We start from the raw sequence: 16381 nt of genomic DNA, 5'->3' as shown, positions 1-16381 counted from the left end.
CGGTCCATTATAGGATCGTCCCTTCTGCTATATCGGTCCTTATAATCCGGATCATACTTTCGCTCGTGTGTCATTTAACGCCTGTCTACTTTATGGATACAGGAAGCTTCCCGGCAAAAGGAATATGCCCCATCAGCGCCCGAGCGGCGCTATCCATGGTAAGCGGCCTGCTCTCATACGCAGCCACATAGACCTGAACCTCCGGGATCGCCAGCAGATCATAGGGACTGCGGAGCGCTACAACAGCGACCGGCTTGCCTAATTGCTGCAGCCAGTCAATCAACCTACACTGCGGATCACCAGAGGCAATGCCTGCATTATAAGTCCCCACTACAATCTGGCGAATGTCTTCCTCTTCCGCAGCTTGAAGCAGACGGGCAGAACGAATGGCAACTTCCTCAGGCGTGACGGTTACATCGATCACATCCAGACCGCAGTCTGACAAAGCCGAGCCTAAGGTTACCACCTGGGTCAGCTGTTCGTCGGCAATCGTTGTCACAGATGTGGCTACCGTTATTACCAGTGTACGCTCCGGCTTCAAAGGCAGCATGTTCAATTGGTCACGCACCAACGTGATACTGTTCTCACTGATTCGTCGGGCCACCTCTTGGTGTAACGAATGGTTACGCTCTTGGTGCCTGATTGAAGCTGGATCAGTTAGTGCCTCAGCGAAGAGCGAAGTCGCTACCTCATCATGCAATTCATCATTACCTGCGCCCATTCCATTCTCCAGCAGACCTCGTTTCGCCTTGTACTTCAGCAAACGAGTTACGGATTCGTCGATGCGAGTCTCACTAATTCGCCCACTCTGCACGGCTGCCAGCAGCGCTTCAAACGCCCCAGCCTGAAGATGAGTTGTATGGCTGATCAACACCAGATCTGCGCCGGCCTCCACCGCCATCACAGCTGCATCGACAGTGCCATAGTTGGCAGCAATCGCGTCCATCTCCATACAATCCGTTACAATCATGCCGTCATACCCTAGTTCCTGACGAAGCAATCCACTTAATACAGCTCGCGATAGTGTTACAGGTAGACGCTCGGGTTCCAGCGCCGGAAAATAAATATGTGCCGACATCATCGCATCGACACCTGCCGCTATGGCGGCCCGGAACGGAATCAGTTCCACACGCTCTACCCGTTCCCGATTATGGGTGATGACGGGGAGATCCAGATGCGAATCGGTATCCGTATCCCCGTGTCCCGGGAAATGTTTGGCTGTCGCGGAGATGCCAGCATCTTGTAATCCCGTAATGCTTCTGGCCCCATACGCTGCCACGGACTGAGGTGATTCCCCAAATGAGCGGACACCAATTACCGGATTGTTGGCGTTGTTATTTACATCGAGAACCGGGGCAAAGTTCATGTTAATTCCCATCGATCTCAGCTCCACCCCGCTGATATAGGCTGCCTGGTATGCATCCTCGATAGAACCTGCTGCGGCAATCGCCATCTGTCCCGGCATCAGGGCGATCCCATCGGTAATCCGGGCCACCATGCCGCCCTCCTGATCAATGGATATCCAGAGCGGTACATTACCGCTATCAACAGCAATCCGTTGCAGCCCCGACGATAACCGCTCTACCTGCTCCGGCGACTCGACATTGCGCGCAAAATAGATTACGCCGCCAATGGGATACTTTCGCAGAAAAGCATCCACATCACCGGCAGCCTCGGTGCCATGAAAGCCGCAAAGCAGCATTTGTCCAATTTTCTCACGCAGGGTCATCTGTTTCAGCTTCAACGCGTATATCTCTTTTGGCTTACTCATTCCATGCTCCTTCCCATGACAAACCTCATCCGTACATTACGCGACATCCTAATGATGAATTTCACTATTTAGGGGTATAGCAAAAACGGCCTCCGCCGTCCCTTCCACTCCTCAGCCTCTGCATTCCAATCTTCGATCAAGCGTACTAATTCTTCACGGTCATGAATGACATCCCTGACTTTCCTGCTTCCGGTCAACAGATCAATAAAGTAACGGGAACCCGACTGTGGCGGCTCCAACCAGCGAAATTGCTCCGGATAGAGCGATACCAGTTCATGCAAAAGCACCAGACCTGTATCTACCGCCCGGAATGCCCTGCTGTCTGTTACGAAAATCCTCACACCTCCGCATAGCTCACCCGCATGCTTGGAAAAGGTTGGTGACATATACACCGGATGCACATGCACACCCTCCAGTTTGTGTTCACGAAAGCGTTCCGCCAGTCGTTCACCCTCAATCCAGGGTGCTCCAATCCACTCGAATGGGCGGGTCGTGCCTCTGCCCTCCGACACATTGGTGCCCTCAAACAGGCACGTACCTGCATACACCCGTACACTGTCCAGCGTGGGCATATTGGGAGAAGGCAGCATCCAGGGAAGCTGACAATCCGAAAACTCCATGGAGCGCTGCCATCCTTCCATTGCGATCACATCCAGTTCACAGGGCATCTCCATCTCACTGTTTACCAGCAGGGCCAGCTCACCGACCGTCAATCCGGTGCGGACAGGCACACGCCAGGCACCAACGAGTGATTCATATCCCTCGCTCAGCACGCCGCCTTCCACATCATCCCCGCCCAGCGGATTGGGACGGTCCAGCACGAGCAGACGTTTGCCTGCCTCGGCACAGGCCTCCATCATGTGGAACAAGGTTGATGCATAGGTGTAATAACGGACGCCCACATCCTGGATGTCATACAATACGGCATCCACCCCAGCCAGCATTGCAGGCGTGGGTTTCTTATGTTTTCCATAAAGGCTGAACACCGGAATACCCAAGGTTGGATGCAGTCTGTCCCCGAATCGGACACCAGCCTGAAGCTCACCATCCAGCCCGTGCTCACAAGCATAGAGCGCCGTAAGCTGGGTATTTGCCAACCCGGCACAAACTTGCACGGTAGAGACAAAGTTGGCCGTAATACCCGTCGGGTTCGTGATTAGACCGATTCGAGCATCTGTTAACCATGGATGCGACAGCCCTCTGGACAGAAGATCAGCTCCCGTTTTTACAGCCGGGATCTGCTCAGCCCCATACACCCGCCCCATCACACGTTCCCCTGGCTTAACCATCCTGAATGCTGGTGGTCATTGCCGCCAGATGTGGCTGGTTCCTCTTCGGGCTCCAGTACATTAAAGGCGACCTTATGCTGATAGACAGCATACATGCCCGCGAACAGCGCTCCATATCCAACAACCGTCAGCATTAGCAGAGCCGTCATACACACCGCCTGAAAACAGGCTCCCATCGTGTACCCCGGATGACGGAAGAACAGCTTCACACTTTCCCCCATTGCCTGAATGATGCCCATGTTCTTTTGCAACACGAGCTGCCAGGTATAGAACTGCGACATCAGCGCCATGAGGACAAAGAACGTTTGGAACATGCTCACCGCTGTGCCTGTAATTCCACCCTGTCCGCCGTAATACCACCAGGTCGACCAGAGTATGAAGGCAAGCACGGCGAAGAGCACACCTACTGCCCCTCCCGGAATGAATCCCTTCATTGTTCCGTTCCACATATCCTTAAGCCCATTGCGGCGCTCCTTGCGTTCCAGTCTGTGATGCACGGCATAACTGACGCCGAACAAAATTGGCATATAAATCACGGCCAAAAGCAGCACCGCGATTGGCAGCGGAGCAAACATTAGAATGGGCACCATTACGATGGAACTGACAACGCTATACAGGGCCACCGGAATAATATCCCGATAGATTTCTGCCCCAGACTTGACCAACACTTGACTTAGCTTACGCATTTTTATTCTCCCTTCTATCATAAGTTGGCTCGGCTGCACCGCCAATCACCAAACTTGAAACATGCTAACGAATCGACCGCACCTTAAACGACGGATTTTTGAGGCATGGAAATTTTAACGAACCTCAGTGCCGTTATTTTGGTACAAACAAGGCGTCAAAGCCTAAAAAGCAACGTCATCGAATAAATAACGCCTCTGTGATTCGTTACATTTCAAACCGGTGCAAATTAGAGCGAATAACGTGCGTGAGATTCTTTAAAACAAAATTATAACGAGCAAAGAAGCGTCCACCTTCACGCTCATTGCTTATAGGACAGTCCCGCTTCGGAAGCAAATGCATTTTTCGCAAATTTCCCCTTTCCTCTTTGTATACGGGATTCAATAAATCATAGCTTATTCCCGTCCAATTGCCATCTCCGTCTCCGGGTCAAAAAAGTGCGCCTTACGCAGGTCCAATACAAAATTTTTGTCCATGCCTACATAAGCATGTGTTTCCGGGTGAACCTTGGCCGTAACGGTACGGGCACCCGAATGGAAATACACCAGATTCTCGGAGCCCAGATGCTCTACTACCTGAACCCGCGCCTGCAGCATATGGTCTGTCGGGATATTCGGAGCTACATCTTCACCAAAAATATGCTCTGGACGCAGACCCATAATCACCGGCTTGCCCTGATATCTATGAAGACGAGCAAGTACATCCTCTGGCAAGGTGAATGATGCTCCCTCCACGACAACCTGCGTGCCTTCAATCCGGGCATCAATGAAGTTCATCGCCGGGGAACCGATAAATCCGGCAACAAACATATTGCGCGGACTCGCATACAATTCTTTCGGTGAAGCCACCTGCTGAATATCTCCATGGTTCATGACCACAATGCGCTCCCCCAGTGTCATGGCCTCTACCTGATCATGTGTGACGTATACAATGGTGGCACCGAGCCGTTTGTGCAGCTCACCCAATTCCACACGCATCTGTACACGCAGCTTGGCATCCAGATTGGAGAGCGGCTCATCAAACAGGAATACCTGCGGATCACGGACGATTGCACGGCCTACCGCCACACGCTGGCGCTGACCACCGGACAGCTCGCGCGGTTTACGCTCCAGCATCGCTTCCAACCCCAGAATGGAGGCAGCATTCTGCACCTGTTCATCGATATAGGACTTTGGCTTCTTGAGATTTTTCAGGCCAAAGGACAGATTTTCACGGATCGTCATATGCGGATAAAGTGCATAATCCTGAAATACCATCGCGATATCGCGATCCTTCGGATGCAGGTCGTTCACGATCCGTTCCCCAATGACAATGTCGCCACTCGTCTGTTTTTCCAGTCCCGCAATCATCCGCAGCGACGTCGTCTTGCCACAGCCCGAAGGGCCCACAAAAACCACGAATTCCTTATCTTCTATAACAAAGTCCGAGCCGGCCACAGCCGTGAACGTTCCTTTATGATCGTCTTTGAATTCTTTGCGCACTTGGCGAAACTCCACGCGTGCCATAGGTAGATCCCCCTTTACGTTGTCGCTTGTCTTTAACTAACCGCTCACCTTAACCTTTTACTGCACCGATCGTAATGCCCTGTAGGAAATAACGCTGCAGCGAGAAAAACAGAATGATCATCGGCAGTGCACCAATTGTTGCCCCCGCCATCATCGCGCCGAAATCGGTTGATTCGGCAAATACGAACGAAGCCAAACCCACCTGAACGGTGCGCATCTCGTTGGAATTAGTGATCAGGAATGGCCAGAAAAATTCGTTCCACGAAGCCACAAACGTGAAAATCGCCAGTACCGCGATCCCCGGCTTCGCCATCGGCAGAATCACCTTCCAGAAGATGCCGAACTCGCTGCATGCATCAATACGTGCCGCATGAATCAGCGATGTAGGCAGTGTGGACATGAACTGTTTCATCAAGAAAATATTGCCCACACTGACGGCAGCAGGCAGAATAATGGCTGTATACGTATCCCCCAGGTCAAATACGTTGACCATCAGAATGTACAGAGGAATCAGCGTTACCTGTGCCGGAATCATCATCGTACCCAGCAGAGTCCAGAATACAGCCTGACTCCCCGGAAACTTTAATTTGGCGAACGCATATCCCGCCAGGGAAGCGAAGAACACATTCGTCACGGTCAGAATGACCGCGATCAGCAGTGAGTTATATAGCCAGCGCCACGCATCGGTTTTGGCAAAAAAGCGCTCATATGGTGATAATGACAGCTGCTCCGGAATCATCTGTGGTCTAAATGAAGCCGACATCGCACTATCCTGCACCGAACCGACCAGCATCCAGTACATCGGAATGACCGTCACCAGTGCCCAAATCACCAGCAGAATGGATGCAACGACAAGCAGTGTCTTTTTCTGAGTTGATTTCATGGATTTCATTCACCCCCGGATGCTTAATGCAACGTGCTTTAATAGTAAGTGCAGACTTTTTGAACTACCTCTAATACTCAATATCGCTGGAGAAATATTTGAACTGTATGACGGAGATGACAATGATGATAATCGCCAGTACGAACGACTGTGCAGAAGCCAATCCGAACTCATAAAACTTGAATGCCGTCTCGTAGATCAGGTAAGCAATCGTTGTGGTCGCAAAGTTCGGTCCACCCTGTGTCATCAGATATACCGAGATAAACACCTGGAAAGACGTGATCACACCTGTCACGAGCAGATACAGCGTCGTTGGTTTGAGTAGCGGCCATGTAATCTTGCTGAACTGGGTCCAGCCGCTGGCATGATCAATATCCGCCGCTTCGTACAGCGATTTCGGAATACCGCCCATGGCTGCCAGATACAGAATAATGCCCGCTCCGTGCGATCCGAGCCAGTTCATCAGAATGAGTGAAAAGAGCGCCGTTCCCGACTGGCCCAGCCAGATCACCGGATCAAGGCCGAACAGGCCGAGGAAGCGGTTCAGCAGTCCCGAATCGGTTGGATCAAAGATTGCCAGCCATACAATGGAGATGGTTACCCCCGATGCTACCGCAGGCAGATACAATGTTGCTTTGAAGAACGTCTGCCACTTGCTTTTCATCTGGAAGATGAAATAGGACAGTACAAAGGTAATGAGAATGTTGACAGGTACCGTACCTACTGTAAAGATGAGTGTATTTTTAATCGACTTCCAGAACGTCTCATCCTTCACCAGCCGCTCGTAGTTATCCAATCCAACCCACGTGGAATTCATAATGTTGTATTTCTGGAAGCTCATCACGAGAGCCGTAAGTACGGGATACAGTGTGAAAATGAGAAACAGCAGGACAGGCGCCAAAATGAACAAATACGCCCACCCGTAGTCTCGCCAAAACCGGGCAGCCCGGGAAGTCCGGGGCACAGACGGTTTTGGCGCAAGGGCGGTCTGCATGGCGAATCCTCCTCTCCTAATCAGTGTGGTTTTGCGTTATGTTTTATGGTCCGAGTTATTGTCCAAACATCTGCTGGCCTTTGTTCTTGAAGTCTTCTGCGATCTGCTCCGGTGTTTTCTCACCCGAGAACAGCGCCTGAATGTTAGGCTTCACCACTTGTTCCTTGAATTGTTTTTGCTGTGAGGCTTTATCGATATCCAGCTCCAGTACAACCGGCATAGCGATATTCTCTGCCATTACTTTCGCAGCAGCCAGATTATCCGGTTGACCAAGTTCTTTTCCTTTAAACAGATCCACCTGGGATTGTCTTACGAATGGGAGCGCCAGTTCATTGGCCGAGTTCCCTGCTTTGGCACCACTGAGCGCCTCCATCACCAGGAACGTATTTTTGGCATGCTGCTCGCCTTTGTCCTTCTTTTGTTTGAAGGCTACATACCCTTCGCCGCCCATCGTTGTTGCCGCTGGCTGATCATCATTATGCGGTACAGGCAGCAGGACAAAATCAATTTTCTCCCCCTGTACTTTGCCGTCATCAATATCCTTGTTGCGGTTTTGAATCATCACATCATAATAAGGAATCGCTTTGGAGATGATCGCTGTTTCACCCGCGTAGAACATATCCGTCCGTTTGGCTGGAGCAAGAGCAGCCGTTTCTTTTGGCATATAGCCTTGATCCATCAGGTTTTTGATAAAAGAGAGAGTGTCCAGAATACGGCCATCATTCCATTGGAACGTGCCGTCTTTGTCGAGAACGTCAATCATGCCGTTGTTCCGGGACAGCATTTCAATGAAATCAAGCGAGGTTCCGTCGGTAACCAGTGCATATTGTTTAGCCCCGCCATCCATTGTTTTGGTAAGCTTGGCTGCGGCAGCGTTGAATTCGGACCAGGTCCAGCCGTTTTGCTGAATGGATTTCCAGTCCATGCCCGCTTCCTCCAGAATGCGTTTGTTGCCACCCCATGCCCATTGGAATTGATACAATGGAAGTCCGTACTGTTTTCCCTGAATCTGGCCCAATTCAAGCGTACCCGGCAGGTAATCATCCTTGATCTCAGGTGTCAGGTAGCTATCCAGCTCAAGTGCCAATCCCGTATTTACATACGTACCGTCCACACTGTGGAAGTATAGATCCGGCGGATTCCCTGCATTCAGAGCGACATCGAATTTTTTGGGCCCTTCTGCCCAGGAGAGCATTTCCGTCTTCACGGTAATGTTCGGGTGTTCTTTATTGAAATCAACGATCAGATCCTTCAGTTCATCTTCATATGTTCCATGCACAGGATAAGTCCATACCGTTACCGTATCTTCCGCATTGGGATCATCTGATGCAGCGCCTCCGCTATTCCCGCAGGCAGTAACCATGACCATCATCAACAACATTGCCCACACTAGACCCTTCTTTTTCATCCCATCATCTCCTTCGCGTGTCGTCTTCCGATAATTGCATTGCCTAACCATGCTACCCCTTTTGAAATCATCCATCCTTAAAAGGCTTAACAGACTATTGAGCGTGGCAGTAAGGAAAATGCACCTCCCTTATGGATTAGACCTGAACGTACGCAGGATTAATCTCTTAAATGCAATATTAACGTCAACTTAGTTGACATTAACAGTATTAATTCCTTCCAAAATTGTAGATTGAGTTCATTATATGAGCTATGAAATAAAAATTCAACATTATTTTTTATTATAAAATTTAATTTTACTTTTTCATTTTATGCCTCTATACTATGTAAAAAGAAAACTCAAGCAATCGAGGTGAGCCACTTTGCGAGTATATGTTGGCGTAGATGGAGGCGGTACCAATACTGATGCAGCAATGATTTCTGAATCTGGCGAAATTCTCGCCAGGCTCAGCGGCGGTCCCACGAATCCTCACAGCGTACCCCTGGAACAGGCCCTTTCTGAACTGCAACGAGTGCTGGAACAGCTATTCAATCTAAACAGCGATTTATCGACAAATTGTGAAGGTATATGCCTCGGCATGTCAGGTGTAGACACAGTTCAAGAACGGCAACTTATATCCGACGCCGTAAATAACTATATGAAGAGTCGTAATCGACAGGGATCAGAAGCCTGTCCGGTCTGGGTTGTATCCGAAGGAGAGATCGCCCTGATGGCCTCTCTAGGACATACTCACGGTGTATTGTGCATCTCTGGAACAGGGTCCATCGTGTACGGATTTACGTCGGAAGGAGAACGGTATCGTGCAGGAGGCTGGGGTCATCTGCTTGGAGATGAGGGTAGTGGCTATCGTATTGGACAACGCGCACTTCAAGCGGTCATGCAGAGCTATGACGGTGTTCTTCCTCCAACCCGTTTAACGCCGCTTCTTCTAAGGAAACTGAATCTCCGGGGTATATCAGAGCTAAAGTCGTTGGTGTACCAGACGGATTGGGGCAAAAGCGACACAGCTTCCATCGCCCGCCTTGCTATAGAAGCAATTGAATCCGGGGATGAGCTCGCCCGGGCAATGATTATCGATGAAGCCGCACAACTGGCGGATACCGCCAAGGCACTGATTGCTCGTCATCCCGAGTTTGCATCCACGCAGGTTGTCCTGTCCGGATCATTGTTTCGATACGCTGCGCTTTTCCGAAATACATTTATCGAGAAGCTGTCGGGATATTATGGAGAGTTGGACTTTGTATATCGTGAAGATGCCCCTGCTCCAGCGGTAGGTGCAGCACTACTGGCAAGAAAACGCCGTTCCCTGAATGAATCATTTTAAAAGAGAGAAGGAGGCCATACGGATGAATCACATGCTGAACTCATTATTAACGGAACAACCCAATCCACTAACGGATCATATCGATGAATTGCCTTCGGCAGAAATCATGGAACTGATCAATAAGGAAGATCAACGGATTGCGGAGCTGATTCACCCCCTGATCCCGGTTATTGCCCAAGCGGCGGACCTGATCCTGAAGGCTTTTCAGGCTGGGGGCAGGCTGTTCTATGTAGGTGCAGGCACCAGTGGACGATTGGGAATCCTTGACGCTTCCGAATGCCCGCCTACCTACGGAACCCCGCCCTCCATGGTGCAGGGTATTATTGCAGGGGGATTCCGGGCAGTGAAGGACCCGGTTGAGGGTGCTGAAGATAGTGAGGACTTGGGAGCTGCGGACCTTGATGAACATGGATTAGACGAAAACGATGTCGTGGTCGGCATTGCAGCCAGTGGACGAACACCGTATGTGCTGGGTGCGATGAGACGCGCCAAGGAGATCGGAGCTACGGTAATCAGCCTGAGTAACAACGCAGGTACACCGATGACCCTTTTGGCTGATGTCAGTATCGAGGCGGTTATGGGGCCAGAGGTTGTCATGGGTTCCACACGCATGAAGGCAGGTAGCGCCCAGAAAATGATTCTGAACATGCTCACCACGACCGCCATGATTCGTCTGGGCAAGGTTTACCGCAATTTCATGGTCGATCTGAACCCCTCAAACGAAAAGCTTGTCCACCGGGCCAAACGCATGATCCATCTGGCAACCGGAGCAAACGAAGCGGACATTGAACAGGCTTTTGCCGGCGCTGACGGTCATGTGAAAACGGCAATCGTCATGCTGATGGCAGACGTGGACGCCGTGGAAGCTCAGCGCAGACTGGATCTGGCTGACGGATTTGTCCGCGCCGCCATTGTGGGGCCTTCCTGAGTCGTACAGGCGGTATTTCTAGAGGTTGAAAGAGCCCAACATTAGTCTGGGCTCTTTTTTTGACTTTTTTATACTAAAAGCGGATATATTCCGTCAAAAAATCCCCTCCTGTGTATACAGAAAGGGATTCATATGGTTCTACTCTACTTATGCTCTAGAATAGCCTGCCGGCTCTTCTCCAAATATTCCACCGACTGGTTGTAGTCGCGGCTGGCAATCGCCAGATACAGGATGTCAATCACATTCAGCTGTGCGATGCGTGAGGAAGTTGCTCCGCTCCGGATATCGCTTTCGGTGGAAGTAATCATCAGGGGCACATCCGCCAGACTGCTGAGCGTATTGCTGCCCCACTTGGTAATGCTAATCGTTGCAGCGCCGCCTTCACGGGCATGCATCAGACAGGAGATCACGTTCGAAGTCTCCCCTGAATACGAGATACATACCACTGCATCATCTTCGCGAAGCGTCGTTGCGGACGAAATCTGCATATGCGGATCGGTGAACGAAAAGCTTGTGCGATTGATTCGCATAAACTTGTAGTGTGCATCCAGCGCAATCAGGTTGGAGGCCCCCACCCCATAGAAAAAGATCCGTTTCGCCTGATGAAGTACATCCACTGCCTGTTCCACTAGACGTGGGTCCAAAATATGAACGGTATCCTTCACTGATTGAATATTGTTTGCGGACACATGCTGAATAATGCTTTCCATGGAGTCCTGGGGACGAATCTCCGTATATTGATATTGCTCACCTGTCTGCAAATCTCCGGCAATCTTCAGCTTCAATTCCTGAAAACCCGTTACACCCAGTGATTTGCAGAGACGGATAATAGCAGCCGGGCTTCCACCGCTCCGTTCAGACAGCTGTGCCACCGAGGACTGAACCGTCTCTTGGGGATGATCGAGAATGTAAGCTCCGATCTTCCGTTCCGACGGAGTCAAGTCATCCATTAATGCGCGTAAACGTACAAGTCCACCTTTCATGCCTTCCATCCGCTCCTCCTTTCCGTACTGCCTTCATGTACAAGCATTTTATCCTATAATTCCAATAGAGTCTAATTGATTAAATGCCATTGCATATCCAACTCATTCAAAAGCCTTGCTGCACTACAGGGTCAGGTGGCCCGATATTACGGCGTGTTTCGCACCGGTTACTGCCGGGAGTGTGTTGGTTCTGCCCATAAGTGCCTCATGGCCCAGGAGGGCAAATCCAATCGCTTCGCGGGCATCATCCGGTATACCATAGTCCGCTGTTCGCTCCAAACGGATGCCTTCCGGGAGTCGCTGACGGATCATCTCCATTAACGTGGCATTGGAAGTACCGCCACCGCAGGCGAGCATGGCCGATATGTGCACCTTGGGCAGGATAAAATCCTTCACTGCCCGCACGATCGTCTCCGCGGTCAAACAAGTGGCAGTAGCCAGCGTATCTTCCAGGGATAGGGAACGCACAGCGGCCATCTCCATCAGGCGTGCTGCATATGCCTCACCGTACATTTCACGTCCCGTGCTCTTGGGAGGAAGTCTTTTGAAATAGTCATCGTCCAAACATAGCTCCACCAGTTCTTGATCCAACTTCCCCTGTGCGGCCATGCTTCCATTCGGATCATAATGCTGCCGCCCACCTGTCGCCTCGCGTACAATCGCGTCCATCACCATATTGCCGGGTCCCGTATCAAATGCCGATATGCCTTCTTTAGAAGACGCTGATGGCAGCACCGTAACGTTGCCAATACCGCCGATATTTTGCACCAGCCGTCCTTCCTCCGGACTGCAGAACATCAACGCATCGGCATAAGGAGTAAGGGGCGCTCCCTCCCCGCCAGCCGCCATATCGCGTGCCCGCAAATTTCCGATCACTGGCAGGCCCGTTCGTTCACGTACAACGGCGCATTCGCCAATCTGTAGCGTAGACACCACCGGGAGACTCTCGCCTACTGGCCCTGGAAATGCCGAGGCTACAGGTGCGTGCCATACGGTCTGTCCGTGCATGCTGATTGCATCCACCTGCCCGGATGAGATTCCCGAGGATCGAATAAGCTCTCTGACACTGTGTGCATACCATTCCGATACGCCAAAATGTGCAGCCGTCAGCTCATCCACGCGTGCCGTCTCCGGTGAGCATAGTCGAATCAGTACTTCTCTCAATTCATTGGAGTAAGGTACGCAGACGAAGTCAACCAGATCGGTCTTTTGCAATGCTCCGCTGTCATCTGTCAAAATGCGCACCAATGCGGCATCCGTCCCATCGAGGGACGTACCTGACATCAGTCCAATGATGTAATGCTCCCGTTTCAAGCGATATTGCTCCCACATCGGATAGCTGCCTGTATCCATCCATTCACAACCTCCCGCCAGACCCGATGAATACGTCATCCAGCCATAATTCCACCCAGTATATGATATAAAATTTCACAAGTCAAACATTTTATGAAATTTAATTACACCCCTCCAACCATAGCTAGTTTTTGCTCAAACTGGAATGCTCACAAGAGGTTTTCTGTGAATCAAAATAGATAAATAACGATCAAAAAGAAACATTTTTACAATTTTACCGTTTATATAATGAAGGTATATTTTGGATTCTACATATTGAGGGTTATAAACTGTCACCAGCGGAAGGAGATATAAGGATGAATAATGCTGCTATTTGGCTTTCAACTTTGTTATTACTGGGGGTATTGACGACTACAACATCATCCGTTGTTGGTGCCAAGCCAGCCACACCAGAACGAATTTCACAACATTCCGTTGATGCGACTTCTGTAACTCCTTCCATCTATTCAAGCATCAAACCGTTTAAACGAAACAACAGTACCAACAAAATCATCTGGAAAGGAGAAAATATTACTTTAACCGCCACTACAGTGAAGTTGGAGGGTAAGCCTACATTTGAAGAAACCGTAATTCAATCCATTGTCGTCACCAAGGGGAGCCAGAAACGTACGATTGAAACGAGTGATTTGGAGGACAATTGGCTCGATATCACAAGTGTTGTTGCCTCCAACTCCAATACATGGCTGGCTATAAACGCAAAACGTAGCGCAGGAAACACGCTGATGCTGCTTAACCTTCAAACAGGCGAAGTGACGGAATTAAATGATCGATTGAAAAAAGCAGGTAAGAAAAACGTAGAAACCATTGCTGCCTATAACTGGGCACCCAACGAAGATCAGATAGCCCTCTCTTATGGAGATCCCGCCAAAAGCTCAATAGCCATCTACGATGTTCAGAATGAGAGCTTTATATACCTGCCCAGGGCAACCAATTATATTAGTACCAATCTGATTCTGTGGCAAAAAAACGGAAAAATACTAGATTACATCAGTGAGTACCCGTCTGATCAAATGATACTTTATAGGTATAGCATAAAGAATAACAAGGTGAAGCCTGTTAAGAAAATCAGCCGTAATGAGTTTGCCGAATGGTTCAAGTTAGATAAGTATCCAATACATTAACGATCTAAATAGTAGAGGTGCATAATGAAGAAAACGATTGTACTCCTGTTTCTGAGTCTGTTCTTTCTGGTTGTACTCCCTAATCAGGGAAATGCCGCTGCAAACACGTCGAAAATCTTCTTGGACGGCGAGGAATTAATCCTGCCAAGTGACGTTCAAGTGACCATCGTAAATAAGAATGTGATGATTCCGATTCGTGTCGTGGCCGAAAACTTGAAATTCAAAGTGGATTGGAATCAAAATGCACGTAATGTAAAGATCCAGCAAAATGACAAGATGATTTCTTTAACTGTCGATCAAAAGCAAGCCATGGTTGCTGACAAGCAAATTACCTTGAACACAGCCCCACTCATTTTAAATAACACCATGGTGGTACCCATTCGATTTGTCAGTGAACAGATGGGACTCAACGTAAAATGGAACAACAAGGAGAAGATTGTATACTTAATCAATACCGACATCAGTAAAGAGCCCAACGTTGAACCGGGCAAGGGCTCAGGAAATGGCAGCCCAACATCGCTAACTCAAGTTACCGATATCCAATTTGCCAACAATCAGCTCGTCGTGTCTATGGATGGTGAATCCAAACCCGTAATGACGACTTTGAAAAATCCCGACCGTCTGGTTGTGGATCTGCCCGGAGCAGTGTTTGGTGATCTGCCACAGCCTTTGAATCAAAACATGAATGGCAAACTGGATGTGGACGCATACCCCAATATAACGGAAGTCAGATATTCTCTTTTTAAACAAGATCCTGGGCAAGTCCGAATTGTCGTTGAATTGAATAATGTAAAGGATGTCCAATACAGCCAGAACATCATTGCCGATAAACTGATTATCGATCTGAATGTTTCCGGAGATAACGTTACACCCGTCCCTGTAACTCCTGTAGGCGATTCAGGACGCAAAGTCGTTGTCATCGACCCAGGCCATGGGGGTAAAGATCCAGGTTCAACCAGCATCACCAACAAACCCGAGAAAGAATATAATCTGGCTTTGGCTCTCAAAGTACAAGCACTGCTTCTTAATGAGCCGGATATCGAATTGGTGATGACTCGTGACGGTGATACTTATCCCACCCGCCCGGAGCGAGTTCAGCTCGCCAATCAATTAAACGCGGATGTATTTGTATCCATCCATGGCAATAATGTGGAGTCCTCACCCCAGGCGACAGGTACAGAGACGTTCTACTATCAACGCAGCAGCAGCAAGGAACTAGCCAATATCATTCACCAACGTTTGGTTAAAGCCATGGGGCTCAAAGATCGTGGTGTGAAAAATGGAAACTTGGAAGTGATCAGAGACACCACTATGGCTGCAGTACTTTTAGAAGTGGGATTCCTGAGTAATGTTATGGATGAAGAGCTGATGTCTTCCGATGTCGTTCAGATGAAAGCCGCTCAAGCGATAGCAGATGGGATCAAGGAATATCTAGGTATAAATTAAATGTTAAAACATAATGTAAATTTACTGAAGGATGTGATCTATTGAAAACGAAATTGGGATGTGTACTCGTCTTATCCTTTTTAATGATTGTTGGTATGGGTTGTGCTCAGAAGCCAGTCACTGAATCCGGATCGGCCGAACCTGCTGTTCAGGGAGGACCGTCACCAAACCCATCCGAGACCCATGTGGACCTGGGCACAATGAACACACAAGCGATTGATGTGTATTTCGCAGACGCCCAGGTACTGGAACTTGAGAAAAAAGAGCAGGAAATTGAATACAAGGACGATTCCGAGAAATATAACAAGACATTTGAAGCTTTACAAAACAATACCGATTTGGCGCTCGTATCCCTCTGGGAAAAAGTCGAATTGCTCTCCCTACAGTACAGCGAGGGCAAAGTCACTTTGGATGTTCATATTCCGGATGAGGCCAAATTGGGAACCAGTGGCGAGCTGCTTGCTTTGGATGCACTGACCCAGACGATGTTTCAATACGATGAAGTAAAAAGTATCGATATACTCGTCGACGGGGAAGCGCTGGATAGCTTAATGGGTCATTCAGAGCTGGAGCACCCTATTCAACGCGAGCCCTAATCTAACTTTAAAAGGCACAAAATGATCTCCATGAATCATCTCCCATGTGGCTGTCTCAAATGTGCATCCCATTTGGGCAGGCTTGGCCGCATGGCT

14 protein-coding genes are annotated in these 16381 nt (G+C 49.4%); 5 read left to right on the top strand and 9 right to left on the bottom strand.

Features of this window, described 5'->3' with window-relative positions; genetic code table 11:
• Positions 1-85: 85 nt before the first annotated feature.
• The 7 genes from nagZ to MHB49_RS02085 form a co-directional block, all read right to left on the bottom strand.
• Positions 86-1771, bottom strand: a complete 1686-nt coding sequence (nagZ, locus tag MHB49_RS02115; protein WP_405154839.1) for a beta-N-acetylhexosaminidase — start codon at positions 1769-1771, stop codon at positions 86-88.
• A gap of 68 nt (positions 1772-1839) precedes the next feature.
• A complete protein-coding gene (locus tag MHB49_RS02110; RefSeq protein ID WP_405154838.1) occupies positions 1840-3036 on the bottom strand; it encodes an exo-beta-N-acetylmuramidase NamZ domain-containing protein in 1197 nt (398 codons plus the stop codon).
• Complete coding sequence (locus tag MHB49_RS02105; protein WP_405154837.1) at positions 3036-3746, bottom strand: hypothetical protein; 711 nt, start codon at positions 3744-3746, stop codon at positions 3036-3038. The genes MHB49_RS02110 and MHB49_RS02105 overlap by 1 nt, the downstream gene beginning before the upstream one ends.
• A 393-nt stretch (positions 3747-4139) precedes the next feature.
• Positions 4140-5249 (bottom strand): ABC transporter ATP-binding protein, encoded by a 1110-nt coding sequence (locus tag MHB49_RS02100; RefSeq protein WP_405154836.1) that lies wholly within the window; start codon positions 5247-5249, stop codon positions 4140-4142.
• A gap of 49 nt (positions 5250-5298) precedes the next feature.
• Complete coding sequence (locus MHB49_RS02095; protein WP_405154835.1) at positions 5299-6132, bottom strand: carbohydrate ABC transporter permease; 834 nt, start codon at positions 6130-6132, stop codon at positions 5299-5301.
• A gap of 70 nt (positions 6133-6202) precedes the next feature.
• A complete protein-coding gene (locus MHB49_RS02090; RefSeq protein ID WP_192262486.1) occupies positions 6203-7126 on the bottom strand; it encodes a carbohydrate ABC transporter permease in 924 nt (307 codons plus the stop codon).
• A 55-nt stretch (positions 7127-7181) separates the two neighbouring features.
• On the bottom strand, positions 7182-8534 hold the full coding sequence (locus MHB49_RS02085; protein WP_405154834.1) for an ABC transporter substrate-binding protein: 1353 nt from the start codon (positions 8532-8534) through the stop codon (positions 7182-7184).
• Positions 8535-8895: 361 nt separating this feature from the next.
• Here MHB49_RS02085 and MHB49_RS02080 point away from each other — a divergent pair, with 361 nt between their 5' ends.
• The gene (locus tag MHB49_RS02080; RefSeq protein ID WP_405154833.1) at positions 8896-9858 is read left to right on the top strand and encodes an N-acetylglucosamine kinase; all 963 of its coding nucleotides are present in this window, start codon (positions 8896-8898) and stop codon (positions 9856-9858) included.
• 22 nt (positions 9859-9880) lie between these two features.
• A complete protein-coding gene (gene murQ, locus MHB49_RS02075; RefSeq protein ID WP_405154832.1) occupies positions 9881-10786 on the top strand; it encodes an N-acetylmuramic acid 6-phosphate etherase in 906 nt (301 codons plus the stop codon).
• Positions 10787-10929: 143 nt separating this feature from the next.
• On the opposite strand, the gene MHB49_RS02070 is transcribed toward murQ, so the two are convergent.
• Positions 10930-11769 (bottom strand): MurR/RpiR family transcriptional regulator, encoded by an 840-nt coding sequence (locus tag MHB49_RS02070; protein ID WP_405157020.1) that lies wholly within the window; start codon positions 11767-11769, stop codon positions 10930-10932.
• Between the two features lie 123 nt (positions 11770-11892).
• A complete protein-coding gene (locus MHB49_RS02065) occupies positions 11893-13161 on the bottom strand; it encodes an anhydro-N-acetylmuramic acid kinase (RefSeq protein ID WP_405154831.1) in 1269 nt (422 codons plus the stop codon).
• Positions 13162-13418: 257 nt separating this feature from the next.
• On the opposite strand from MHB49_RS02065, the gene MHB49_RS02060 reads away from it, so the two are divergent.
• The 3 genes from MHB49_RS02060 to MHB49_RS02050 are packed head-to-tail and all read left to right on the top strand — an operon-like array spanning position 13419 to position 16285.
• Entirely contained in the window at positions 13419-14243 is an 825-nt protein-coding gene (locus tag MHB49_RS02060; protein ID WP_405154830.1) for a hypothetical protein, read from the top strand.
• 24 nt (positions 14244-14267) lie between these two features.
• Positions 14268-15689 (top strand): N-acetylmuramoyl-L-alanine amidase, encoded by a 1422-nt coding sequence (locus MHB49_RS02055; RefSeq protein WP_405154829.1) that lies wholly within the window; start codon positions 14268-14270, stop codon positions 15687-15689.
• A gap of 41 nt (positions 15690-15730) precedes the next feature.
• Positions 15731-16285 carry a GerMN domain-containing protein gene (locus tag MHB49_RS02050; RefSeq protein WP_405154828.1) on the top strand — a complete coding sequence of 185 codons (555 nt, stop codon included), beginning with the start codon at positions 15731-15733 and terminating at the stop codon, positions 16283-16285.
• The last annotated feature ends 96 nt before the right edge of the window (positions 16286-16381 follow it).

Origin of the sequence: Paenibacillus sp. FSL K6-0108 (assembly GCF_045040695.1) — a bacterium.
Classification (GTDB): domain Bacteria; phylum Bacillota; class Bacilli; order Paenibacillales; family Paenibacillaceae; genus Paenibacillus; species Paenibacillus pabuli_B.
This window is presented reverse-complemented; position numbering and strand designations above follow the sequence as displayed.